At 42.0% G+C, this 25,468-nt stretch carries 27 protein-coding genes; 6 read left to right on the top strand and 21 right to left on the bottom strand.

What is annotated here, in order from left to right; genetic code table 11:
* Positions 1–5: 5 nt before the first annotated feature.
* From FTT87_RS08335 to FTT87_RS08270, 14 genes are all read right to left on the bottom strand, one after another.
* Positions 6–620 (bottom strand): TetR/AcrR family transcriptional regulator, encoded by a 615-nt coding sequence (locus FTT87_RS08335; protein WP_086195477.1) that lies wholly within the window; start codon positions 618–620, stop codon positions 6–8.
* A gap of 45 nt (positions 621–665) precedes the next feature.
* On the bottom strand, positions 666–1,439 hold the full coding sequence (locus tag FTT87_RS08330) for a TatD family hydrolase (RefSeq protein ID WP_180041655.1): 774 nt from the start codon (positions 1,437–1,439) through the stop codon (positions 666–668).
* 26 nt (positions 1,440–1,465) lie between these two features.
* Positions 1,466–1,807 (bottom strand): PilZ domain-containing protein, encoded by a 342-nt coding sequence (locus FTT87_RS08325; protein ID WP_092818360.1) that lies wholly within the window; start codon positions 1,805–1,807, stop codon positions 1,466–1,468.
* A 21-nt stretch (positions 1,808–1,828) separates the two neighbouring features.
* A complete protein-coding gene (locus tag FTT87_RS08320; RefSeq protein ID WP_180174684.1) occupies positions 1,829–2,812 on the bottom strand; it encodes a DNA polymerase III subunit delta' in 984 nt (327 codons plus the stop codon).
* Between the two features lie 13 nt (positions 2,813–2,825).
* Positions 2,826–3,587: a 3-deoxy-manno-octulosonate cytidylyltransferase gene (kdsB, locus tag FTT87_RS08315; RefSeq protein ID WP_180174683.1), complete on the bottom strand. Its 762-nt coding sequence runs from the start codon at positions 3,585–3,587 to the stop codon at positions 2,826–2,828.
* Positions 3,588–3,599: 12 nt separating this feature from the next.
* Entirely contained in the window at positions 3,600–4,607 is a 1,008-nt protein-coding gene (gene lpxK / locus FTT87_RS08310; RefSeq protein WP_180174682.1) for a tetraacyldisaccharide 4'-kinase, read from the bottom strand.
* A 3-nt stretch (positions 4,608–4,610) separates the two neighbouring features.
* The gene (msbA, locus tag FTT87_RS08305; RefSeq protein ID WP_180041674.1) at positions 4,611–6,338 is read right to left on the bottom strand and encodes a lipid A export permease/ATP-binding protein MsbA; all 1,728 of its coding nucleotides are present in this window, start codon (positions 6,336–6,338) and stop codon (positions 4,611–4,613) included.
* Positions 6,335–6,760 carry a biopolymer transporter ExbD gene (locus FTT87_RS08300; protein WP_166168875.1) on the bottom strand — a complete coding sequence of 142 codons (426 nt, stop codon included), beginning with the start codon at positions 6,758–6,760 and terminating at the stop codon, positions 6,335–6,337. The genes msbA and FTT87_RS08300 overlap by 4 nt, the downstream gene beginning before the upstream one ends.
* A gap of 11 nt (positions 6,761–6,771) precedes the next feature.
* Positions 6,772–7,410: a MotA/TolQ/ExbB proton channel family protein gene (locus FTT87_RS08295; RefSeq protein ID WP_180174681.1), complete on the bottom strand. Its 639-nt coding sequence runs from the start codon at positions 7,408–7,410 to the stop codon at positions 6,772–6,774.
* 28 nt (positions 7,411–7,438) lie between these two features.
* Positions 7,439–8,326, bottom strand: coding sequence for a ParB/RepB/Spo0J family partition protein (locus FTT87_RS08290; RefSeq protein ID WP_086195486.1), 888 nt, complete (start codon positions 8,324–8,326; stop codon positions 7,439–7,441).
* Positions 8,323–9,105, bottom strand: a complete 783-nt coding sequence (locus tag FTT87_RS08285) for a ParA family protein (protein ID WP_086195487.1) — start codon at positions 9,103–9,105, stop codon at positions 8,323–8,325. The genes FTT87_RS08290 and FTT87_RS08285 overlap by 4 nt, the downstream gene beginning before the upstream one ends.
* Before the next feature lie 24 nt (positions 9,106–9,129).
* Positions 9,130–9,762, bottom strand: coding sequence for a 16S rRNA (guanine(527)-N(7))-methyltransferase RsmG (gene rsmG, locus FTT87_RS08280; protein WP_180080359.1), 633 nt, complete (start codon positions 9,760–9,762; stop codon positions 9,130–9,132).
* A gap of 84 nt (positions 9,763–9,846) precedes the next feature.
* On the bottom strand, positions 9,847–10,536 hold the full coding sequence (gene murU / locus FTT87_RS08275) for an N-acetylmuramate alpha-1-phosphate uridylyltransferase MurU (RefSeq protein WP_180080362.1): 690 nt from the start codon (positions 10,534–10,536) through the stop codon (positions 9,847–9,849).
* A complete protein-coding gene (locus FTT87_RS08270) occupies positions 10,537–11,550 on the bottom strand; it encodes an aminoglycoside phosphotransferase family protein (RefSeq protein ID WP_180174680.1) in 1,014 nt (337 codons plus the stop codon).
* A 120-nt stretch (positions 11,551–11,670) separates the two neighbouring features.
* Between FTT87_RS08270 and FTT87_RS08265 the strand changes: the two genes are divergently transcribed.
* Both FTT87_RS08265 and FTT87_RS08260 read left to right on the top strand, forming a co-directional pair.
* The gene (locus FTT87_RS08265) at positions 11,671–14,118 is read left to right on the top strand and encodes an LPS-assembly protein LptD (RefSeq protein WP_180174679.1); all 2,448 of its coding nucleotides are present in this window, start codon (positions 11,671–11,673) and stop codon (positions 14,116–14,118) included.
* Positions 14,118–15,428, top strand: a complete 1,311-nt coding sequence (locus tag FTT87_RS08260) for a peptidylprolyl isomerase (protein WP_180041687.1) — start codon at positions 14,118–14,120, stop codon at positions 15,426–15,428. Before FTT87_RS08265 ends, FTT87_RS08260 begins: the two co-directional genes overlap by 1 nt.
* A gap of 210 nt (positions 15,429–15,638) precedes the next feature.
* Here the strand turns inward: FTT87_RS08260 and hfq are convergent, their stop codons facing one another.
* The 4 genes from hfq to tsaE all read right to left on the bottom strand — a co-directional run bounded on the left by hfq (position 15,639) and on the right by tsaE (position 19,635).
* A complete protein-coding gene (gene hfq, locus FTT87_RS08255) occupies positions 15,639–16,154 on the bottom strand; it encodes an RNA chaperone Hfq (RefSeq protein ID WP_086195493.1) in 516 nt (171 codons plus the stop codon).
* Positions 16,155–16,244: 90 nt separating this feature from the next.
* Positions 16,245–17,189, bottom strand: a complete 945-nt coding sequence (miaA, locus tag FTT87_RS08250) for a tRNA (adenosine(37)-N6)-dimethylallyltransferase MiaA (protein ID WP_180041689.1) — start codon at positions 17,187–17,189, stop codon at positions 16,245–16,247.
* Between the two features lie 6 nt (positions 17,190–17,195).
* Positions 17,196–19,166: a DNA mismatch repair endonuclease MutL gene (gene mutL, locus FTT87_RS08245; RefSeq protein WP_180174678.1), complete on the bottom strand. Its 1,971-nt coding sequence runs from the start codon at positions 19,164–19,166 to the stop codon at positions 17,196–17,198.
* Positions 19,159–19,635 (bottom strand): tRNA (adenosine(37)-N6)-threonylcarbamoyltransferase complex ATPase subunit type 1 TsaE, encoded by a 477-nt coding sequence (tsaE, locus tag FTT87_RS08240; protein WP_180041857.1) that lies wholly within the window; start codon positions 19,633–19,635, stop codon positions 19,159–19,161. The genes mutL and tsaE overlap by 8 nt, the downstream gene beginning before the upstream one ends.
* Positions 19,636–19,785: 150 nt before the next feature.
* Here tsaE and FTT87_RS08235 point away from each other — a divergent pair, with 150 nt between their 5' ends.
* The 3 genes from FTT87_RS08235 to FTT87_RS08225 all read left to right on the top strand — a co-directional run bounded on the left by FTT87_RS08235 (position 19,786) and on the right by FTT87_RS08225 (position 21,678).
* Entirely contained in the window at positions 19,786–20,691 is a 906-nt protein-coding gene (locus FTT87_RS08235) for a pseudouridine synthase (RefSeq protein WP_180041693.1), read from the top strand.
* 115 nt (positions 20,692–20,806) lie between these two features.
* Positions 20,807–21,142 carry a type II toxin-antitoxin system RelB/DinJ family antitoxin gene (locus tag FTT87_RS08230; RefSeq protein WP_180041695.1) on the top strand — a complete coding sequence of 112 codons (336 nt, stop codon included), beginning with the start codon at positions 20,807–20,809 and terminating at the stop codon, positions 21,140–21,142.
* 92 nt (positions 21,143–21,234) lie between these two features.
* Entirely contained in the window at positions 21,235–21,678 is a 444-nt protein-coding gene (locus tag FTT87_RS08225; RefSeq protein ID WP_086195499.1) for an N-acetyltransferase, read from the top strand.
* Positions 21,679–21,681: 3 nt separating this feature from the next.
* Here FTT87_RS08225 and FTT87_RS08220 read toward each other — a convergent pair whose 3' ends face one another.
* Positions 21,682–22,392: a pseudouridine synthase gene (locus FTT87_RS08220; protein WP_180174677.1), complete on the bottom strand. Its 711-nt coding sequence runs from the start codon at positions 22,390–22,392 to the stop codon at positions 21,682–21,684.
* Between the two features lie 139 nt (positions 22,393–22,531).
* Here FTT87_RS08220 and FTT87_RS08215 point away from each other — a divergent pair, with 139 nt between their 5' ends.
* A complete protein-coding gene (locus FTT87_RS08215; protein ID WP_218954199.1) occupies positions 22,532–22,984 on the top strand; it encodes a DUF441 domain-containing protein in 453 nt (150 codons plus the stop codon).
* Positions 22,985–23,037: 53 nt separating this feature from the next.
* Here FTT87_RS08215 and FTT87_RS08210 read toward each other — a convergent pair whose 3' ends face one another.
* Complete coding sequence (locus tag FTT87_RS08210; protein WP_180174676.1) at positions 23,038–24,213, bottom strand: MFS transporter; 1,176 nt, start codon at positions 24,211–24,213, stop codon at positions 23,038–23,040.
* Positions 24,214–24,381: 168 nt separating this feature from the next.
* Positions 24,382–25,302: a LysR family transcriptional regulator gene (locus tag FTT87_RS08205; protein ID WP_180174675.1), complete on the bottom strand. Its 921-nt coding sequence runs from the start codon at positions 25,300–25,302 to the stop codon at positions 24,382–24,384.
* Between the last annotated feature and the right edge of the window lie 166 nt (positions 25,303–25,468).

Below are 25,468 nucleotides of genomic sequence, written 5' to 3'. Positions count from 1 at the left end.
TACCTTTAAGCAAACTGTTCCGCAGAACTGACCTGTTTTGGCATTGCCAGTGCCTGATCAATATAGGCTACGCGCAATGTGTCACGTGAACCCAAATAACGCTGGTAAAAACTGGAATTTAGAATAGCCGCAGCACCATGAGTTAGGGCCCAAATGGAGGCCAGATAATCGCGTGTCGACATGCTGCTTTGAATACTTTCCAGATAGCTTTCAGTCATACGGATAATAATCCGTAAACGCTGTTTTCTCACTTGATACAGTTCACTAAATAGTAGATTGATCCCAATACCGGTCGTAGACAAACGTTCTTCAATTTGATGGAAGAGTACCGTGCGCTCAGGATGATGTAAATGATGCAACATAAAGAATGCCAGATGCTCGGGAAAAGCCTTCTCTGCATCCTTAATCATCTCGAGTAACATGTTCTCATTACGAATAATCAGAAGCATGTACAGTTCATCTTTACTCTGGAAATGCTTATATAGAGTTCCCTTCGCCAAATCGAGTTCTGCTGCCAACGCATCTAGTGTCATCCCTGATTCGCCATTTTCTAACAGCAACTGCTCTGCAACCTGAAAAATTAACGCTTCTCTTGCTCGAAACTGAGCCTGACGATCCATCTTCACTCTGTAATTCTCTTCTGCGCTTATATCAATTTAATTTATTTACTTTAAATTAAGGAGGTTTTCAAAGTTTTGCATTGTAATGAAAGCAATTTCCTCAACAGACTTATCATATACATCACTTAGGGCTTTGGCTACATAAGGCACGTATTTTGGTTCATTAGATTTTCCTCTATATGGCATCGGTGCCAGATAAGGACTATCGGTTTCAATCAGCACCCGATCTAGTGGAACCTGCTTGGCCACATCACGTAAATCCTGCGCATTTTTAAAAGAGACAATTCCGGAAAATGACACATAATAACCACAATCCAGCACAGCTTTCGCGGTTTCCCAGTCTTCAGTAAAACAGTGCAAAATACCATGCGTGGATTTTTCAGCCCGAATGATATCGACTGTATCGTGTTTCGCTGCACGGGTATGCACCACCACCGGTTTTTTTACTGCCTGTGAGGCATGAATATGGCGGGCAAAACATTCTTTTTGTTCAGCAATAAAATCGGTGCTATGAAAATAATCCAGGCCGGTTTCACCAATCGCCCAGACCTTTTCAGGCTGTGCCAGTTCAATCAGATAATCTGTAGTGGCACGTGCCATGACCGCAGGGTCTTCACAGGGATGAACACCCACACTGTAGCCCACATCAGCATGGCGTGAGGCAATTTTAGCCAGCTCGATATGGTCATCCAGATCAACAGAGATAGTCATGAATTTGGATACCCCTGCTTCACGCGCCTGAGCTAATGCCAAGTCCAGATTGCCATCATAAGGCGTTAGATCCAGCATGGTTAAATGGCAGTGAGTATCTACAAACACAGTGATTTCCTAAATCTTTTAAATATCTACATAGTGTAACTAGTTCGACCTTCAGACTTAAGGCCTGTAAGCAACTTTTCAGCTTCTGATTTGTAATAAACGCCTTTTTCTCCGGTCAATTGCATACCAAAACCTTGTAATTTGATGCCATTTTGTTTTTGGGAGACCCAGATGACCTTGCCTGTTAAAGGAATTTTTTGTGATTGTTCGGGTAAGGTTGCCAGCACAAACACTTCTTCACCAAGCTTAACCGGCTGTTTGGTCGGAATAAACAATCCTCCACCGACAACATAAGGCATATAGCTGGCATACAGAGTTTCTATATCCGGGATATTGGCATGAATAATACCGCCCATACGTGGTTGCATTTTTATTCCCCTTAAAAATATTTAAATGTTCATTAGTTTTATACACAATTGATCAAGCACTAAATTGCTTTGTACATTTTGCTCAATATATTGTTTAGCTTGCTGCAAATCAGAATAAACCGCAAATAAAAATTCCAAGGTATATTGTTCGGATAATGCACTCAAATCAAGATCGGAATTTTTAACTTGCTGACTGAGCTTGACACAAATTAAATCTGACAACAAGTATTCAAACATTTGTGAAAAGTCACTAAAATTTAAGACTTTATTCCACTTGGTCGCAATCGCCATCGGCATATTTTTTTGCGTGACCAGTTTTTGCCAGTCCATTAAAAATTCTTGTCGCTTATTTAACCATTCCATTTCAGCCAGCTGCATGGCCTGTAATGGCATCTGATTAGATAAATTCATCAACAGTTGTTTTTGCATTTGATCTAAATTGGGTAAATGCTCGGTTAAATACGCATCTGCTTGCGAAGAAGAAATACGATCCAGCGCAAAATGCTGCAAACGGCTGCGAATCGTGGCTGGAAGTTTTAAGTAATGATCGGCCAGTAAAATAATGACTACCCGATCACCCGGCTCTTCCAAGGTTTTGAGTAATGCATTGGCAGAGGCGATATTTAAAGCCTCTGCCGGTTCAATCACAATCACACGCCAGCCATCTACGGTTTGCTGCACAAAGGGCAATAAATCACGGATTTTCTCAATCTTGATTTTGGCATTCTGCTTTTTATTGTCTTCATCTGTGCTGATATGAACATAGTTGGGATGGGTATCAGACTTTAACCACAAACAACTGCCACATTCACCACAAGGGGCATTATTTTCATGACGATTGGCACATAACACCCAAGCCAAAAAATATTGTGCAAAAGCTTCCTTGCCACAGCCTTTTTTACCATAAAAAAGCAGGCCATGCCCCAGTTTAGGAAAGCGTCCGGTCAAGGTCTCCCAAACCGTTTGCTGCCATGGATAAACTTGTGCCACAACATTATTTTGCATGGAGCTGTTCACCTTATTCGAAGCAAGAAACATCCATCTGATTCAAACGATCCAGATCTGCCTGGGTATCTACACCCGGTGGCAAGTTGGCTTCTGCAACAGCAATTGCAATACGATGACCATTTTCCAGTACACGTAATTGTTCCAGACTTTCCAGTTTTTCCAGCGCACCCATATCCCAAGACACATATTCTTGCAGCAAATTCACACGGTAGGCATACAAGCCCAAATGACGGTATGCCTGCTGATGTAATTGCTGAATTTCTTGTTTTGCACCATCACGGTCATAAGGAATCGTGGCACGGCTAAAATACAAAGCCTGGTTATATTTGGACATCACCACTTTCACAATACTGTCGCGCTGAAACTCTTCCAGACTATGAATTGGCTCACAGAGTGTCGACATGGAAGATTCAGGTTGCGATTCCAACAATTGCGCGACCTGCTGTACCAATTGAGCCGGAAGCAGAGGTTCATCACCTTGCACATTGACAATAATGTCTTCGCTGTCCCAGCCTTTAATGCGGGCAACTTCACTTAAACGGTCGGTGCCTGAGGGATGATCTGCACTGGTGATAACCACATCCACCCCTTCTGCACGGCAAACTTCAGCAATACGCTCATCATCGGTTGCCACACATAAATCATCAAAACCAGCCACTTTTTTTGCCTGATCCGCCACACGTAGAATCATTGGACGACCATGAATTTCCAATAGCGGCTTGCCCGGCAAACGGGAACTTGCAAAACGTGCAGGAATAACAATATGTTTCATAAACAATGAACCTTAAGAAATTTGAATACCAAGTTGCCGTAACTGTTGATGCAAAACATCATAGCACTGTGGTGAAAGCACTGCTTCAACAGGAACCACCCAGATTTCCCGTTTAAAATCTGGATTTTGCTTTAATAAAGGCAGCAGTTTTACCGCATCTTTTTCGGTAGTAATAATGGGATTGTTATCTTCAAACTGCAGATCGGTAATTTCATAATCATAGTGATCAGGAAATTCATGACACTGAAACTGATGAATCCCCATGGAATCTAAAGTGCTATAAAAACGCTGTGGAAAACCGATACCGACCACGGCATAAAAATTATCAGCCGGATTAAAAGATCTTTCATCTACCGTATCATTAAGCAAATAAGGCGCAGCAATTTCTAAATGCATATTCAGTGCAGAATTTGGCTGACTGGCATGCTCAATGACCGTCGCTGTCGTTAAGCGGCTTGGCGGTTCGCGTAAATATCCTTCGGGCAATAACTTTTGATTGCCTAAGCCACGATTCTGATCGAGCACAATCCACTCAATTTGTCGTGCTAAAGCCCAGTGTTGCAAACCGTCATCACTGATAATTAAATCCAGCTCATGTTTTGACAACAAATATTCAATACTATGCTGCCGGTTTGATCCCACTACCATGGGCACACCAGTAGACTGAACAATCAGACAGGGTTCATCCCCTACCACTTCAGGAACTGACTCCAAATCCACATAAGCAGGAAAAGGTCCTTTTCCACCGTAACCGCGACTGATGACACCGACACGAACATTTTGACTTTGTAGATAATTGACCAGTTGAATCAGCAATGGTGTTTTACCGCTACCACCAACCGTAATATTACCAATTACCATCACCGGAACTGGAGATTGATAGCTGGCTTTAACGCCACATTGGTACAGTTTTTTATTCAGTAAAAAACCACCACGATAAATCCATGACAAAGGTCTAAGCACAATCAACCACTTGGCCTGTCTATTCCAAGCATCTTGAATAAATTGTGCAAATGACATAGATCAATTTTCCTCGAAATTACGCTGATGCAGCTGATAGTAAGCCCCATGTTGGGCTATCAATTCTACGTGCGTACCCTGCTCGACAATTCTACCGTTGTCCATCACTACAATACGATCTGCATTTTCAATGGTTGATAAACGATGGGCTATCACAATCGTTGTCCGGTCTTGCATGGCTGCATCAAATGCTTTCTGGATAAAATACTCTGATTCATTATCCAGTGCACTGGTGGCTTCATCCAGAATCAGGATCGGTGCATTTTTCAAAATGGCACGTGCAATGGCAATACGCTGGCGCTGTCCACCTGAAAGATTCAGGCCTTGTGCGCCAAGTTGCGTATCATAACCTTGTGGCAAAGCCATAATAAAATCATGTGCATAGGCAGCTTTTGCAGCTGCAATAATTTCTGCATCAGTGGCATTTTCAAGCTGCCCGTAGGCAATATTTTCACGTACAGTGCGATTAAACAACACCACCTGCTGGTTCACCATGGCAATTTGTGTACGTAAAGTATTAATTTCTAGCTCTTGGATGGCATACTGGTCTAAATAAATATTGCCTGAACTCAACTCCTGAAAACGTACCAGCAAATTGACCAGAGAAGTCTTACCTGCTCCTGAACGCCCCACCAAGGCAATGGTTTCACCCGCCTTGACGTCAAGGTTAAAATCATGAATCGCATGATGACCATCTGGATAAATTAAATTAGCCTGCTGAAATTGGATATTGCCTTTCAGCATTGGCGTAGCCGTACCGGTATTTTGCTCTTCCGACAAATCCAGCAACTCAAAAACGGAATGTGCTGCGGCCATGCCACGTTGTAATTTTTCATTGACATCGGTTAAAGCTTTAATTGGCTTGCTCAACATCCCTGCTGCAGTAATATAAGCAACGAATTCACCCGCGCTGGTATCACGTAAAATTTCTGGTCGTAATGCAATCCAGATGATAATTGCCATGGCAATCGACATAATCAACTGTACAATCGGGCTATTCAGTTGCTGTACCACCACCATTTTTAAACCGCGTCTTAAATTTTCCAGCGAATTGTCACGGAAACGCGTTTGTTCGTAGTCTTGTCCGCCAAAACCTTTAACAATTAAATTCCCATTCACCGTTTCCTGTACCACATGGTTAACATCACCCATAGTATCCTGAACTTGCAGGGATAATTTACGCATGCGTTTTGAGGCTTGACGAACCAGCAACCCCATCAGTGGAGCAAAAATCAGAATAATAAAAGTAAGTCGCCAATTGCTATATAACAGATACCCTAACAATCCGACGGTAATCAGGCCTTGTTGTACAATGGTTTTTAGAGATTCAGATGAAGCAGCCGTTAATTGCTCCACGTTATACATGATTTTAGCGGTGATATGCCCGCTGGTATTATCCAGATAATATTGCGATGGAAGCTTAAGCAGTTTGGCGAAAACTTCCTGACGAATATTAAATACCAAATTCCGAGAGATGACTGCGGTATAATAGCCCCCAACAAAGGAACCTAAACCGCGAAAGAACATCAATAAAATAACCAGAAAAGGAAATATAGAAGTAAAGCCTTGATCTCGATTCTGGATAGCGGTAATAATTTTTTCCAGTAATTTTGCAATAGATACTTCCGTTGCCGCACTAATTGCAAAACCGATAAAAACCAGTATCGCTACACCCCAAAAAGGCTTCAGATAGCCCAAAAGACGTAGATAGACTTTAAAATCCTGCTTCACTCATAACCCCTAGACGGAACTTTGGTACTAATATTGACGTTAACAAAACCTAACTGTCCTGCTACATCCATCACACGAATCACATCCTGATGCGTTGCCTTGGCATCCGCAGCAATAACAAACATTAAATCACGTCGATCATTGGAAATCTGTTTAATTGCGGTACTTAAATCTACAACATCTTTGCTGGCAATTGATTGTCCATTAATGGAATAGTGACCAGAAGCATCCACTACTACTTCAATTTTGTGATCATACTGTTTAGGGGGCACGCCTTGCGCATCAGGCAAGGTTAAATTCATGCGGCTAAACTGGTTGAACGTGGTAGATAACAGTAAAAAAACCAGAATAAACAGCAAGCAGTCAATCATGGGGGTTAAATTAATATGAATATCTTCAACTTGTGTGCGTTTGAATTTCATTTTTCACCACCTTAACCCGCTTTTCTAATATCTTGTTCTTGATCTGTAGAATTTTGATAGAAAAGTGCTGCATGAAATAAGGTCGATTGCTGCTCAAGCTCTGCAATGTATTCTTGTACCAAACGCTGAAAATAGCGATAGGCAAACAGTGCAGGAATGGCAATAAACATCCCTGCTGCCGTTGTGATCAACGCTTTAGAAATACCGGGAATCATTAAAGTAGGATTGCTATTGGTGCCTAAATCAATCACCAAGAAGGATTCGATAATACCCAATACGGTACCCAACAAACCCAATAATGGTGCTACCGCACTTAAGGTTCCCAAGAAGTTGATGTTTTTTTCCAGATAACCAATTTCTTGGGAAGCAGTGGTTTCCATTTGTGCACGGGCAAATTGTTCATTTTGATTTTTACTTTGGTAACCCGCCATAAAAATGCGCCCCAAAGTACTGCTTTGTAAGGCTTGATCCTGCTTTAACTGCTGCATGACCATATCAATATTTTGCACCTGATTTAACAGCAATACCTTAGGCAAGATCATTGTTCTTTTTAACCGAATAAAGCGTTCAATCGTGATTGCTACAGTAAAAATTGAACATAAAACAAGGGGAAGCATGAGCCACCCACCCGCCTTAACTAATTCCCACATATGTTTTCCCCAATAAAAATTTTAAAAATTATTCTGCAAAGCAGATATTTAATATCCCATCCAATTCATCAAGTGAATGGTATTGAATGACAAGTTTCCCCTTGCCTTGTTTATTATGATCAATTTTCACATCTGCGCTGAAACGCTCTGCCAGACGCTGTGTCAGTTGCTGAATATCGGGTGCAATTTCAGCTTTCGGTTTTTCTTGTTTTGGCGTATTCAAGTCGCGCACCAGTTGTTCGGTTTGGCGTACAGATAAACTTTTCTCAATCACATGCTCTGCAACCTTAAGCTGATCTTTAGCCTTTAAAGTCAGAATAGCACGCGCATGCCCCATATCCAGCAAACCTTGCTGCATGAAGTCTTTTACCGATTCAGCCAGTGTCAGTAAACGCAACAAGTTACTGACTGTAGTACGCGCCTTACCGACAGTATCGGCAATTTCCTGATGACTTAAACCGAATTCTTCATGAAAACGCTGGAGTGCCATCGCCTGATCGATCGGGTTTAAATCCTGACGTTGAATGTTTTCAATCAATGCCAAGGCAATGGCAACCTGATCATTCAAATCACGAACAATTGCAGGAACTTCCGTCAAACCCGCCAGTTGTGCTGCGCGCCAACGACGCTCACCGGCAATAATTTCATAGGGATGCTTTTCATCATCAATTGGACGAATCACAATCGGCTGCATCACCCCATGCTTTTCAATCGATGCTGCCAGTTCCTGAAGATCTTGCTCATGAATAAAACGTCGCGGTTGATATTCACCGCGCTTGAGTAAATGCACATTAATCTGTTTCAGCTGACCATGATCTAACGCTTGAGCTTCCATTTGTAATTTTTCTTTCTGGATTGAGCCAAGCAAGGCATCCAGACCACGACCTTTTGCTAATCCGCGTTTTTTTGTGGTCATGCGTTACTTCCTTTTTTTACTTTACTTTTCTTTAACATTTCAGCTGCCAGATTCAGGTAAGCAACTGCACCCTTGGAGCTTTTTTCAAAATAGATAATCGGCAAACCATGCGCAGGGGCTTCAGCCAAACGGACATTACGCGGAATCACCGTATCATAGAGTTTTTTGCCAAAATACTGTTCAAGCTCTTCTGAAACATCACGGGTTAAAGCATTACGTGCATCGTACATAGTGCGCAAAACGCCCACAATTTGCAGATCCGGATTTAGGGCTTGCTGAATACGGTCAATGGTTTGGGTTAAATCCGCCAAACCTTCCAGAGCATAGTATTCACATTGCATCGGAATCATGACACCCTGCACGGCAGCCAAAGCATTCACCGTAATCAGACTTAAGCTGGGCGCACAGTCAACAATAATATAATCAAAAGAAGATTCAATTTCTTGCAATGCTTCACGCAAAATATATTCGCGGCCATCCTGTTCGGCAATGGCCAGTTCTACACCCGCCAAATCGCGGTTAGCCCCGAGAACTTTATAGCCGACTTCCGCTTTGGTAATTGCAGTTTCAATTGGGACTTCGCCCAATAATACATCAGTGACCGAATACAACAGATCATTTTTCTGAATACCGGAACCCATCGTGGCATTGCCTTGTGAATCCATATCCACAAGTAAAACGCGCTTTTTTAAAACAGCTAACGATGCTGCCAAATTTACTGCGGTTGTGGTTTTACCTACGCCACCTTTTTGGTTCGCAATCGCAATAATTTGTGCCATGGTGACCCCAATCCTTCGAAAAAATTAAATATGTTTCAATAAAAGCAAATGACGTTGTTCGTCTAAACGCGGAACTTTCAGCTCAATGATCTCAAAACTGAATTCATTTTTTAAAGCCTCTACTTCATCCGCAGGGATTAATCCTTTCATCGATGCAATAATACTGTGCGCATGCATAAAAGGTTTAGAAGCGGCAACAAAATCGGTTAAAGAGGCAAATGCACGACTGGTAATGACGTCGAACTGACCGAGCTCCTGGATACTTTCCTCATTTTCGACACGCGTCTGTACGGCAACCACATTTTTTAGTTTTAAATCGGCAATAAACTGTTTCAGGAAACGGATTTTTTTACCGTTCGAGTCTAGCAACACACACTGACGCTCAGGCTGACATAATGCAATGATCATGCCTGGCATACCTCCACCGGTTCCGATATCCAGCAAGCGGCCTTGAGGCAAATCTTTCAAAATACTCAAGCTATCTAGCAGATGCTTGACCAGCATCTCTTTCGGATCACGAATCGCGGTCAAGTTATATGCTTTATTCCACAGTACCAAAGCATCCTGGTATTTGAGTAATAAATTTAAAGCCTCATCGCTAAGCTCCAAACCCAAAGCTTGACTACCCTGCTTAAGTTCTTTGAAAAACTGGTGCATATACAAATAACGTCTCGAAAAGTTAATGGAAGTATACCGATTTATACAACAAGTCACAGTAGCTTGTGCTTAGTGAATATGCACTTAATCGTACAAGCCTTGCTTAATTTGTTGATCCAGTACATTTAATCGCTCGGGAGTGCCAACATCTACCCAGACACCTTGCATTTTGGATGCAGTAATTTGCTGTTCAAGCATCGCTTGCTTTAATAAAGGTGCCAGTGGTCGTTTACCATTTTCCAGACCTGCAAACATCGCAGGATGAATCACCGCAACGCCACTATAAGTCAGTGCTTCACCTTGCTGTGCCTGATCAAAAGTATAAGCCCGGCCATGAGCAAGGATAAAGTCACCGTTGGGATGTTGAGCCGGATTATCGACAAAAACCAGATGAGCAAGGTCATCCTGCAATTTCACATCAAATAAGGTCGCAAAATCCATGGTGGTCCAGACATCACCATTGACCAGAATAAAAGGTTCTTCGCCTAACAATGGCAAAGCATTGATAATTCCCCCCGCAGTTTCTAGTCCTTCACCTTCATGTGACCACAAGATATTGACGCCAAACTCTGACCCATCACCCAAAGCTGAGGCCAGTTTTTCGCCCAACCAGGCCGTATTGATGACAATTTCAGTGACGCCAATACTTTGCAGTTTTTCAATATGCCAAACTATCAAGGGCTTTCCACCCACTTCCAGCAAGGGTTTTGGCGTATGCAGGGTCAGTGGACGCATACGGTTACCCAGCCCTGCAGCAAGAATCATGGCTTTCATTTATGCAGCAACCTCATAACGACCATATTTGGCTTCAAATTTCGGCATCACTTTAGCGTGAATAAACCGTATAAAGGGTTGTAGTTCTGCATAAGGCTGGCTTTCTTCCAGCAAATACCACATCACACGTGGTAAATCCTTGAGATAACCTGACTTACCATCGCGTTCAAACAGACGCACAAAAATACCCAAGATTTTGATATGACGCTGAATCGCCATCATGTCGGCATCTTTTTTAAACTGTTCAAAATCACGGTCTTGCTTTGCCGATTCAGGCAACAGATCATAGAAGGTCTTAAACCATGTATAAACACGGTCTGCGTTCCATTGCACATAGGCATCGCGGGTAATTGAAATCAGGTCATAGGTATCTGCGCCAATAACCGCATCCTGAAAGTCAATCACCCCCAGATCGGTTTCGCCTACAATTTTCATTAAATTACGGCTATGAAAGTCGCGATGTACAATGACTTGCGGTTGCGCCAAAGCCGCGTTGGCTAAAATGGCAAAGGTTCGTTTGATTAAGGCACTTTCTTCTGCTGTTGGCTGAATGTGTAATGACGGCAACATCCAGTCGGTCAACAGTTCCATTTCAGAAATCAGTTTTTCATAAGAATAATTTGGAAAATGATTTGTCCCATCAATGGCTTGTAATTGAATCAGCTGTTTAAAACTTTGTACATAATAAGTATCTACCGTTTGCTCATTCAGCAAGGTCGAAAGTAAGACATCACCAAAATCTTCGAGTAGCAAAAAACCCAGTTCCAGGTCTTTGGCAACAATATGCGGCACACGCATACCATTCTGATCAAAAAATTCATCAATCGTCACAAAAGGCACACAATCTTCTTTTTCTGGTGGTGCATCCATGAGCATAAATGTTTTATTATTCAATTTGATTCGTGCATAACGACGGAAGCTTGCATCGCCTGCCAAAAAATGCGTCTCAAATTGATCTGAACCAAGTACAGATGTAATCCATGTTTGTATCAATTGTTCACGTTGTGTATTCATTTGCGATAAATTCTAATACAGGCTGAGTTTTTAAAGTGCTAAGTGTAGCCACTTATCAACTTTTTCTCTATGATGCGAGAATAATTAATTGCGATTAAGCATACTTGGTTAATGATACAAATGAAGCATCAGTTTAAATTTAATCCTTTAGCGACTGCTATTTTAACCCTTTTATGTGGCAGCTCGATCTCAAGCTATGCTGAATCTACAATTCCAGCTTCGACTGTCGACAACCAAAAAATGAAAGACAGTATTCAGGAGTCATATCCTGGACAACAATTTTTTGAACAATACTATGTAGACAAATCAGCACCTGAAGCTCAACAACGTCAGGGACAGTATTTGAGCTCTGCTTATTGCAAAGGCGCCTGGATTACACCAATCAGTCCGGAGACCAAAGCTGCAGATCCAGACAATGCCACATCTACAGTGACTGCAGATTATGGTCATTTTGACCCGAATGGCGACTCTGTTCTTGAAGGCAATGTATTAATTGACCAGCAAGGCCGCAAAATTCGTGCCGATAAAATCACCATCGACCAGACCCAAACCTACGCAAATGCACAAGGTCGCGTGCAAATGGCACAAGCCGGCTTACTGGCACAAAGTGACCAGATCAATTACAACTTAAAGACCCAGCAAGGCGATTTAAATAACAGCTTTTATATTTCTGAAGAGCAGCATGCACATGGCCGTGCAGAAAAAATCACCCGCACTTCAGAAAATGTGGTGGTGATGAATAACGCTACCTACAGCACCTGTCCACCCGATGAAAAACCAGGCTGGAAAATTCAGGCTGATAAAATTACCTTAAATAAAGAAACCGGACGCGGTGAAACGCGCGGTACCAAACTTTATGTCAAAGAAGTACCGGTGCTTGCAGTACCTTATTTCAACTTCCCGATTGATGACCGTCGCACTACCGGTATTTTGACCCCAGGTTTTGGATTTACCAACGATGGTGGCGTAGAACTTACAGTTCCTGTTTATTTAAACTTGGCACCTAATTACGATGCAACCCTTACACCGCGCTATATCGGTAATCGCGGCGCAATGCTTGAAGGCGAATTCCGCTATTTAACGAAAAATTACGGCACTGGCAGAGTATCGGGCGGCTACTTGGCTGCAGATAACGAATATAATGACCAAGACCGTAAAGGCTTGCAATTCTTACATAACTGGCAAATCAACAACCAGTTTTCTACCAATATTGAATATAACTATGTTTCAGATAAAGACTATTTCTCTGATTTAAATAACAATCCCAACTCAAAAACAGAATTAAACTTGCGCCGTGCCTGGCAGCTCAATTACGGCAATGGAATTCCAGGATTATCTGCGCAACTCAAAGTTGAAAATTTCCAAACGCTCGATAATACCGTTTCATCTGTAGACCGCCCTTATGCACGTCTACCACAATTTTTATTGAATTATAAAACTGGCAATCCCTTAGGTTTGCAATATGAATTCAATAATGACACCGCTTACTTTAAAAAAGATATTACTGATTTCAATAGCCCAAACAACGAACCAAGCGGTACCCGTATTTACAATGATTTTGCAGTGCGTTACAACTATCGTACTCCTTGGTCATTTATGATTCCTGAGATTTCACTGCGCAATATAAATACCGTATATGATCAAAATACGATTGCTGCTCAGAATATTAGCTCATCAGATGAAACAAAGACCGTCACCGTCCCCCAATTCACTTTAGATACCGGTTTAACCTTTGAAAAAGAAGGTAAATATCTGCAAACACTTACTCCTCGCGCTTTTTATGCCTATGCACCCTATAAAAACCAGGATGGACATCCAAACTTTGACTCGGCTCCTGCCTCCATCAATTATGATCAGTTATTCAGTCCACGTCGTTTCTATGGACATGACCGTTTAGAAGACAATAATTTTCTGTCTTTAGGACTAAGTTATAGTCTGTTTGATGAAGTAGGTTTAGAACGCTTAAAAACCAGCGTGGGTCAAAGCTTCTTTTTTGAAGATCGCCGGGTAACGCTAGAAAATAAAGCTGATCAGTTTGATACTGAACGTCGTACCGGCCCTATTTTAAGTGTCTCTAGCCAACTGTCACAAAATTTCACCGTTGGTGCAAATTCTGCATGGATGTCGAATGGTGATAATGCACAGCGTGATCTGCAATTGTATTACACAGGTAATCAGGGAAATCTTTATAATCTGGGTTATTTCTACCGCAAAGACATTCCGAACCGTCAAGACCAGTATGATCAGGTTGTCGCATCATTCATTCAACCTGTAGCAAATAACTGGCGTATTTTAGGTCATGCACAATATGATATGGACAATAATGTCGCTCGTGAGTATTTACTCGGTGTAAATTATGAGTCCTGTTGCTGGGGCATTTCGGTATATGGCCGCTCTTACTATAATGACCTGGACAACGTGAACGATGATGGTGTTTCACCCAAACGTGCCATTATGGCGGAAATTAGCCTCAAAGGCTTAGGCGGCTTCAACAACAAGCTTTCATCTTTACTAGAAAACCGTATTTTAGGTTTCAATAATATTAATCAATCTTGGACACAACGTTAATGAAGACAATACAGTTAAAACATTTTTTTAAAGCGACTGCGCTTGCTTTAGCCTTATCTTCATCAATGACTACATTTGCTCAATCCTCAGATGAAGTGGTTGCAGTGGTAGATAACAGTGTCATTTTAAAAAGTGATTTAGAACAAGGTATCGCAGAACTCAAACATCAATTAGAAACACAAAAAAAACAGCTGCCACCAGAACAATATTTACAGCAACAGGCACTTGACCAGCTCATTATTCGTCAAGCACAACTTGAACAGGTTAAACGCTACAATATTAAGCCGAATGAAAGAGAACTGAATGAAGCTGTGCTTAAGGTTGCAGGTCAATCTGGAAGCAAAAGTTTAGAAGCCTTCCAGCAAAAGCTTGATGGTATTGCACCGGGGACTTACGAATCCTTGCGCAATCGCATTGCAGAAGATTTAGCAATTAATCGCCTGCGTCAACAAGTGGTGATGTCCCGTATTAAAATTAGCGATCAGGATGTAGAAAACTTCTTAAAGACGCCACAAGGTCAAGCCGCTTTAGGGAACCAAGCGCATGTTATTCATATCCGTGTATCTGGTGATGACCAAGCAGCCTTAGAAAAAACTGCAAAACTTGTCAAAGCTGAACTGAATAACAGCAATGATGTTAAAGCGATTGACCAAAAGTTCACTACCAAGACAGTTAAAGTGGAGGGTGCAGATATGGGCTTTAGAAGCCTGTCTGATATCCCGGCTGAACTGGCAGCCCGTGTAAGTACGTTGCAAGAAGGTCAGACTACAGACCTGATTCCAGTGCGAGACGGTATTCATGTGTTAAAATTGATTGAACGTAAAGGTGGTGCGCAAAAAGCGATCGTATCGCAATACCAGACACGTCACATTCTCATTCAGCCTTCGGAAGTAGTAAGTCCTGAAAATGCCAAACAACAAATTGACAGTATCTATAACCGCTTAAAAGCGGGTGAAGATTTTGCCGTATTGGCATCAACTTTTTCCAATGATCCGGGTTCTGCACGTGATGGCGGCAGCTTAGGCTGGGTGAACCCGGGCGTTATGGTACCTGAATTTGAGGTGCAAATGAAAAACACGGCTGTCGGTCAGATCAGTGCACCCTTCCAGACTCAATTTGGCTGGCACATTCTTCAGGTTACAGATATGCGCCAACAAGATATGACACGTGAATATCAACAACGCATGGCACGTCAAATTCTGGGTGAACGTCAATTCGATGCTGAACTGGATAGCTGGTTACGTGAAATTCGTAGTAATGCCTTTGTAGAAGTCAAAGACCCAAATCTGGACCGTAAAAAAAATAAATAATCCTCAATTGATTTGAGCCCAAAAACCAGTTGTTTAAGCAACTGGTTTTTTATTACCCACAAGAAAACTAATTAAGGTTTATTGATATTTCATATATAAATTTATGCCCAAATTGAGCAAGCATAGATAAATTGTCTACAATCTTTAGTCCATTCATTTGCTTCAAAATAAAAAAGCCTCTCATAAAGAGAGGCTTTTAAGAATTAACAATTAACGATTATTTTCATCGTCTTGAGAATCTTCAAATTTTGTTTCGCCTTCAAAACCTGGGTTTGCTTGACCACCGAAGCCGCCTTGACCACCGAAACCACCTTGGCTACCAAAACCACCTTGGCCACCGAAACCACCTTGGCTACCGAAACCACCTTGGCCACCGAAACCACCTTGATTACCACCGAAGCCACCTTGACCACCGAAGCCACCTTGACCACCGAAGCCACCTTGACCACCGAAGCCACCTTGAGGCTGACCACCACCAAAACCGCCAGCACCTTGAGCACCAGCAGGAGCACCAGCAGGACGTGGATTACGTGCAGGAACAACTGTAGAAATCGCATGTTTGTAAACCATTTGGCTTACAGTATTTTTTAACAAAACTACATATTGGTCAAATGATTCAATATGACCTTGTAATTTAATACCATTCACAAGGAAGATAGAAACAGGAATACGTTCCTTACGGAGAGAATTTAAGAACGGATCTTGTAAAGTTTGACCTTTAGACATGTTATAACTCCAAAAAATTAAAAATCAGCGCAAAAAACTATCTTTATTTCTCAATAAAAATTATAAAAAAGATAGTTATTAAATTTTGCTTTATCCGTAACACTTTCGCAAGTCTTCTTGAGCCTGCTGGACCGTCAAATATGTTTTAAAATTATGCGATTCTTGCAAAGATCTCAACCAAGTATATTGACGTTTTGCCAGTTGTCGTGTTGCAAATAAAGACTTATCCTCCATTTCTCGTCGTTTTTCGACACTTAGATCACTTTTTTGTATAAATTCTAGAGCTTGTCGATAACCAACTGAGCGCATGGAGGGTAAATTATCATTTAAATCGTATTTTTCAATCAAACCTTCTACTTCATGTAAAAATCCAATATCCCACATAGTTTTTAAACGTTGTTCGATACGCTTGTGTAATTCTACACGATCAGGCAATAAAGCATGATTATGAAATGTGTAGCGATATGGTATATTTTTGGGTTGTTCAGCTTGTAGTTTTGTAATTGGCTGTCCGGTCAGTCTAAATACCTCCAAAGCACGAATAATGCGTTGTTTATCACTGACCTTAAATTTCTGACCCGCCAAAGCATCGACCTTACATAATTCCTGATAGACCGACTCCCAGCCTTCACGCTCCGCCTTGGACTCAATTTCAGCCCGTACGGCGTAATCCGCACTCGGCAAATTACTCGACAATCCTTCCAATAAAGCCTTGAAATACAGCATGGTACCCCCAACTAAAATCGGGGTTTTACCGCGTGCATGGATATCATCAATTAACTCGCAGGCATCTTCGACAAACTGGGCTGCCGAATAGACTTCCAAAGGGGTAATAATATCGATGAGATGATGCGGATAACGTGCCTGCTCCTCCTTCGTCGGCTTCGCGGTACCAATGTCCATGTCCTGATAAACCAGCGCAGAGTCGACGGAGATCAGCTCGAAATGACCCTGCTCATAAAGTTCACATGCCAAAGCGGTTTTACCACTTGCAGTTGGTCCCATTAAATTGATGACCGGCAATTGATTCGACATGTACAACTACTCTCCTCGAGCAAAAAGTTTATCTAATTGTGAAAGTGGAAATGCACGCCAGGTGGGGCGTCCATGGTTACACTGACTGACAAATTCGGTTTGTTCCATCTGGCGCAGTAAAGCATTCATTTCAGAAAGACTTAAAATACGATGCGCACGTACTGCTCCATGACAGGCCATACCTGCTAGAATCTGGTCACGCTTTTGCAACAATCCCTGTGCTTCATCATTGGGATCGAGATCATTCAGCAATTCAAGGACTAAGGCTGCAAAATCAGCCTTGTGCAAAATGGCGGGAACACCACGCACAATCACCTGTTCATCGCCATATTGGTCAATTTCCAGACCCAGTCGTGCCAACTGGCTTTTTAACTCATCCACCCGCATCGCCTGCATACGACTGATGCTGATCACTTTAGGAATCAGCAGTTGTTGTGATGTCCAGAATTCAGGCTTATCCCATGCGGCTTTCATTTGCTGCAACACAATGCGTTCATGCGCTGCATGCATATCAACAATAATCAGGCCTTCGCTGTTTTGCGCCAGAATATAAATACCATGTAACTGTGCAATGGCGATACCCAGCGGATGTTCATCCACGTAGTTCGATTGCGGCTTTTCAATATGATGACTATTTAGGCTATTGATTTGAGAAGATGGAATATCCGTTTCTTCGCGTAACGGTGCCAGATAGCTTTTTAAGGCATTATTCAGCTGTTGTGAACCTGAATAGCTATTTGCGACATGAGATGAGGCATAATGCACCGTTTGCGGACTGCTGGCATTAAAATCACTCAGCACATCGGTAGAAATTTGCGCTTCCGGTTGTGGCGTATACGCATCTACCGCCTTATGCAGTTGAAACTGTTCCTGATAACGTGGTTGCGGCTGCACAGCAGCAAGCTGACCTGCCTCATCCCTCTTCATGGCCGAAGCCAGTTCAGCTGTGGCCGTTTGAAATTGAGACAACTTTTCTTTAGCAAAATGACGTACAAACTCATGTACTTCACGCTGATTTAAAAAGCGGATTTCATGTTTGGTGGGATGCACATTGACATCGATATTTTCAGGATCGACTTCCAAAAACAGCAAATAGGCAGGATGCTGATGACCGTGCAGAATGCCATCATAAGCCATACGCAAGGCATGCGAGATGGTCTTGTCTTTGACAATCCGGCCATTCACATACACATATTGCAAATCGGCCTGAGCACGCGCATCTGAGGGATGCCCTAACCAGCCAGACAAGCGCATATTGATACTGTCAGCATCAATCCAGTACGCATTTTCGGTAAATTGTCGGCCCAAGAGCTGCTGCACACGCTGAAAACGCAGCTCACCGCTATCTGCAACCGGTAAATTGAGACGAATAGTGTTGTTATGCTCCAATACAAAACGGATATCGAAATGGGTCAATGCCAGACGGCGCACGATTTCTTCAATATGACCAAATTCCGTCGCCTGTTTTTTTAAGAATTTTCGACGTGCGGGCACATTAAAAAATAAATCCTGCACCCGAATATGGGTGCCTTTTTGTGCTGCAACCGCCTGAATTTCCTGATGATCAAAAGCTGTGCCGTTCACTTCCACCTGATAACCGATGCCTTCATCATTTTGACTGCTAATCAGGGTCAGGCGTGACACCGCAGCAATCGATGCCAAAGCTTCACCACGAAAACCCAAGCTGACAATGGCATGTAAATCCTCTGCTGTCTGGATTTTACTGGTGGCGTGCCGCATGACGGCCAAAGCCAAATCGTCAGGATGAACCCCATGACCATTGTCAATGATTTCAATCAGGGTACTGCCGCCTTGCTCAACCCGAATAATAAGCTCCGTCGCACCCGCATCAATTGAATTTTCTAATAATTCTTTGACCACCGATGCTGGACGTTCAATCACCTCACCTGCTGCAATCTGGTTCGCCAGTGCAGGATTAAGGGTATGAATACGACGTTCGCTCAAATTATCACGCATTGTTAAAATGGCTCTCTAATGCTTGGTTTAATGCTGCAGACGAGAAACTTAAACTCGCAGTACGCGTCAGTTCATCTTCAGACTTTTCAATATTGATAATCAGGTCAGGCTGTGGAATTTCATCGCCACCTTTGGATGGCCATTCAAATAAAAATAGCGCATTCGGCGTTTCCAAATAGTCACGAATGCCCATCAGCTCCAGTTCATAAGGGTCATTTAAACGGTATAAATCGAAATGGAAGATGTCTTTTCCATGAATATTATACGGTTCCACCAAGGTATAAGTGGGGCTTTTTACCGCACCTTGATGGCCTAAACTTTGCAAAAAATAGCGGGTCAGTGTGGTTTTTCCCGCACCTAAATCACCAATTAAATAAATTACACCCGTTGTAAAATGCTGCGCCAAAACCTGTACTAAATTTTGGGTATCGTCTTCATTGTTTAAAGCCAAATTAAATGAATACTGCATATTACTCACGACAAGATTCAAAAGAACAATTATGATAGCATCGCACCGCTTTATTGCCCATGTTCACACTTCCAAATATGGAACTTTTCCTGCATTTCATTGTAAATAGCAGTGATTTTATGCACAGCAGATTGATCTACGACAAATCACATGACCAGTACTGAATTTCTTCCGCCCATGATTGATGGTGTTAGCGCAAGTAAAGTTTTTCTTCCTAAAACCTCTCCTGCACCGAACAGTGTATATCAATATCTTTGTCAGCAATTTCCGCATATCAAGCCTGCTGAATGGCAACAACGTTTTACTGACGCTTTAATTTATGATGCTGCAGGCGATATCTTAACGGTTGATGCACCTTATAATGAAAATAGTCATGTGTTCTATTACCGTTTTTTAGCCCATGAAATACCTGTTCCTTTTGAACATAAAGTTTTATTTGAAAACAAACATTTGCTGGTCATCGATAAACCACATTTTTTAACCATCAGTCCGACGGGGCAATACGTACAGGAAACCCTGCTGGTACGATTAAAAAAACAGACCGGCAATGAATTTCTAACCCCGATTCATCGTTTAGATCGCGAAACTGCCGGTGTGGTTTTATTCTCCAAACAGGTTGCCAGCCGTGCAATCTATCAGGAGATGTTCGCCAAACGTGAGGTAAAAAAAACCTATCACGCTATTGCACCGTTTCATGCCACTTTAACATTTCCATGTTATACACGTTATCGTATGGAAAAAGGTGAACCCTTCTATACCATGCAAGTGGTTGAAGGCAAAATAAATAGTGAAACAGAGATTGATCTGATCGAACATGATAGAGCATGGGGAAAATATGAGCTAAGACCAACCACCGGCAAGCAACACCAACTGCGGCTGCACTTAAGTAGTTTAGGCATTGCCATTAAAAACGATCCCTTTTATCCAACAGTACAACATAAAAGAGAAGATGATTTTTCTGCACCACTGCAACTGTTAGCCAAACATATTGCATTTATTGATCCCCTGAGTGGACAGAACATGACTTTTTCATCCCATTTTGACCTAACGTTGTAATATCTTTGTCATTACAAAATATTTTGGTAAATCGAACGTATGAATATTGAAATTACATTCAATTTGATTAAAATAAATGCTGAAAAGTTAAGTAATTAGACGTATTTAAAAAATCATGAGAAAAACCGAAGTTTATCAAATACGACTGGATTCCCAAGAAAAAAAGCATGCTTTTGCAGTATTTAAACAATTGGGCATTACGCCAGCACAAGCAGTCCGACTATTTTTCAAACAAGTTGTTTTAACAAAATCTATTCCATTTTCTATTGAAAATCAGAATATTAACCTTGATCAACTGCAAAAAATCCGAAAATTAAAGCAACAACAAAACCCTTCAAACAGCTCTACAGAACAGGCTGTTTCTCATGATCAGGACTTCGATCTGGATGACGACCATCTTGACCTTTTTGAAGAACTGAATGCCATTTTGGGTGAAAGTGACAAAACTTAACACTGTCGCATTTACAAACAAAATTTAGAAAAATTCTCATAAAAACTTAGGTATGCTTCATGCAAAGACTATAAAAAAGCATGGAGTATCGCATGATCGTACGACGCGCCTCTTTAGAAGATTTACACCCCCTTGCTGTTTTATTCGATGAATACCGTCAATTTTATGGTGCTTCTTCTAATCTGGATGTATCTTATCAATTTTTAAAGCAGCGATTTCAAAATCAGGAAAGCATCATTTTCATTCATGTAAAAGATGATATTTTTACCGGTTTTATTTTGTTATATCTCGGCTTTTCATCAGTCGCCTGTAGCACCTATTACATTCTGGATGATGTTTACGTCACCCCGACTTTTCGTCGTCAGGGTTCAGCCAAACAGCTCATCGATACTGCGATTTTATTTGCACGTCATGAAAACGCTCAACGTATCAGCCTACAGACGCAAAAGAATAATTATCAATCCCATCAGCTTTATCAAAAAATGGGTTTTGTCAAAGATGATGAATTCCAAACCTATCATTGTTTCCTGAAATAACAATTAAGCTGTCATTCTTGTCTTGGCTAATTCCACCTGTTCGGGGCTTAAATAGATCCAATGCCCTTCTTGTAAATCTGTTAACTCCAAAGCGCCAATCTGCTGACGATGCAATCGCTCTACTTTATTCCCCACTGCGGCCAGCATGCGTTTGACCTGATGATAAACGCCCTGATGAATAGTCAGCTGCAATTCATGTTCAGCCAGTAGAATGATATCAGTCGCGGCGAAAACACCCGATTCATTGCGTAATTCCACCCCCTGCTCTAACTGCTGAATTTGCTCTGCTGTTACAGCATCAGCGGTTTGCATACGGTAAACTTTGGCCACATGTTTTTTTGGATGGGTTAAGGCCTGTAGAAATTGTCCATCATCAGTCAATAACAACAGTCCACTGGTATCCTGATCTAAACGTCCCACACATTGCAAACCGCGATTCATCAATACATCATCAAATAAATCGAATACGCTAAAATGATGGGTGGCCTGATGGGAACACTCATAACCTTGCGGCTTGTTTAAGGCGATATACACCTTTTCCCGATAAGCAAAAGTTTCGCCATAGACCGTAAATGTTAAATTATTCAAATCCAGTTTATGTTTTGGATTGCTGAGGACTTCCCCTTGAATGGCAATTGCTCCGTTTTTAATGAGCTGCTGGCAATGTTTACGCGAACCAAAACCCTGGGATTGCAACATCTTTTCCAACAACATAGACCTAACCTTTTACTCTCACGGAATGCGCATTCTATACTGAAATGAGGGGTATTTTTATTGTTCCTGCTTTTTCGGGCAAATCTTCCATCAAAACCTTATACAATAGCAATGATTTATAAATTTCTCCCTTTAAATAATGTCCCATCTAGATTTAAACCTGATTGTCCTGCTGGTTTTATTGGCCTGTGGTATCTTTAGCCATAATAGTGCCGTGACGATTGCTGCAGGTGTATTGATTGTTTTTCGCATTACCCCGCTGAGTGAATATTTTCCTTATCTGCAACAACATGGTTTAAATATTGGCATCATTATTTTAACTATTGGCGTGCTTGCGCCGATTGCCAGCGGCAAAATTCCCGGCGATGCTATTTTAAAATCCTTTTTAAGCTTTAAATCATTACTTGCCATCGCCATTGGCGTACTGGTCGCATGGCTGGGTGGACGCGGAGTCAAACTGATGAGCAATCAGCCTGACGTGGTTGCAGGCTTGCTGATTGGTACGGTCGCAGGTGTGGCAGTATTGCGCGGCGTTCCTGTCGGCCCTTTAATTGCAGCAGGGATATTAACCCTGTTTATTGGCCATTCTTGATTTTTTATTCTTAAGCCTGACAACGGATGTTTGACAGGCTTGATCTGCACAATTTATGCAGCTTTTCGAAATAAAATTCTGGTTAAAAGCATGCCAATCAGGGACATGCTTGCCATTAAAATTCCCACCCAAAACCATCCACCTGTGGCCAGTACAATTGAGGCAATCAAAGGCGGCAACAGAAATTGTGATGTGGCGGAAAATTGCAAGACTAATCCTATTGTAGTGGTAATGGCAATCGGCTTTGCGGAAAAATTTAATACTTGAGAAAACACGACCGCTGCGACCAAACCGCCAAATAATGAAAAGCTCAAAACCAATATAAATTGCAGAATAAAGGGCAAGAATTCGCGTAACAGATAAAAACTCAGGGCACAGACCATTAAGGTGGCAAAACCAGTTTGGACTAAAGTTTGAGGCCGCAAACCACGCTGTAACAGTAAGCCACACACAAAGGTGCCAACAGCATTGGCAATCGCCACGATTGCCGTTAAGGCTCCTGCCACGGCTAAAGGAATATGATATTGCTGATAAATGCTGGGCAAAAATCCCACCAGACTCAACCATTGTCCGGCATATACACCAAAAATAGCGGCCAGAATCCAGGCTGGAGGATGTTTTAAAGTCAGTTTAATTAAATCAAATATTGCAACCGACTGGGTATGGGTCTGCACTGCGGGAATAACCCTGTAAATCACAGCTGCAAAAGCCAGTGATAATATCCCGAAACATATCCAAACCCCTTGCCAGCCCATACTATTGATCAGGAATGGCGTACACAGTAAGCCTATTCCCATTCCGCCTCCCATATAGGCGCTCCATAGCCCCATCTTGGCTTGTAACTGCTCGAGCGGAACCAGTTGGCGGATAAAAGCAGGCCCACTTAAGGTAATCAGTAAAAATCCGAAACCTTCAACCACACGCAGTGCCAGCAATGCCGGGAATTCCTGCACAAAACCACCAGTAAAACTGGCGAATGCGAGTAAACTCAAGCCCAATAGTACACAGCGTTTTAAGCCAATTTTAGCGGTATAACTACCCAGCACGAGTGCCATGCACATACCGGCAACCTGTACCAGAGACAATAAAAAACCGGCTTGCACCAAGCTGATGCCTAACTCGGCTTGAAGTACAGGAACCGCGGGTGGCAACTTGCCTACATGCATGGCAGCGACAAATCCTGCTGCAATAATCCATAAATCTCTGCTGAGCCAACGCACGGCACTCACAACCTTCTCCTTCGGCAATTCCAGCGTTAGACTAGCAAGAATAAAAACGATTATTTATCGTTGATTTGAATAAGCTAAGAGCTTGCAACAATCAATCTAGCATTGACTCGGATCATGAAAAAATTCCCTATAAAGCTTTGATTCTATATAGGATTCAAGCACGATTTTTTAAGCAGAATAATACGGATTACGCTTTTGCGAAAATTTAGCCAGTTGCTTTAAAAAACCTTCAAAATAGCTTTTTTCTTTTTCTTCAGTTCGATAACCCGCATACAAGGTCCGGCGCAAACCACTCGCAGAAACGCAATCCAAACGGCGCGAAGTCACCCATCCCTTTTGTTCATATTCATTCACCACCCAGTCTGGAAGTGCAGCAATACCTCGTCCACTGGCCACCAGTTGAATCAGCATTTGGGTTAAATCCGTGGTCCGGATCTGTTTGGGTTGAATATTGGCAGGAATAAACAGTTTCGCCATGATATCCAGACGGTGCTTATCTACCGGATAAGTAATCAGGGTTTCCTCTGCCAATTCCTGCACGGTAATACGTTCTGCACGAACCAGTGGATGAGTGTTCGACAAGACCAGACGTGATTCATATTCAAAAATCGGAAAATATTCGATGCCTTTTAAGGCAATCGGATCTGCCGTAATTAACAGGTCAAATTCGGCATTTTGCAGCAGTTCATGCGGATTGGCTTCAAAGCCAGAAGCAAAATCCAGATCTACATCTGGATATAAGTGGCGATACTGGTTGAGCAGTGGCATTAACCAGTCAAAACAGCTATGACATTCAGAGGAGAAAATAATACGCCCAGTCTGGCCATGCACAATACGGGTAATATCTGTCTGGGTAATCTGGATTTGTGGCAGTACATCATCTGCCAGTTTGAGCAAACGCTGCCCTACATTAGAGAAAGTGACCGGTCGGCTGCGGCGATTGACTACCTCTACCCCATACCAGTGATCAAGTTCTTTTAACTGATGTGAAATGGCCGACGGTGTTAAACACAGGTCATTGGCAGCAGCCACCAGTGAACCATGTTCACGCAGAGCAGTCAGTGTTTTTAAATGGCGAATTTCTAGCATATTAATAGTCATTCCAACAGAGCATAATTTTTGAGGCCTTGTACGTGAAGCCCAAAAGCAAAAAACCATATAATGAATAAAAATAATTTTAACATGAAAATAATTAGTTTTATTCATCTTTATTTTTGTTCGATGATATTTGCAACAAAATGAGATCATCTATCTC

The sequence above is a fragment of the Acinetobacter sp. YH01022 genome (assembly GCF_013420235.1).
Classification (GTDB): domain Bacteria; phylum Pseudomonadota; class Gammaproteobacteria; order Pseudomonadales; family Moraxellaceae; genus Acinetobacter.
This window is presented reverse-complemented; position numbering and strand designations above follow the sequence as displayed.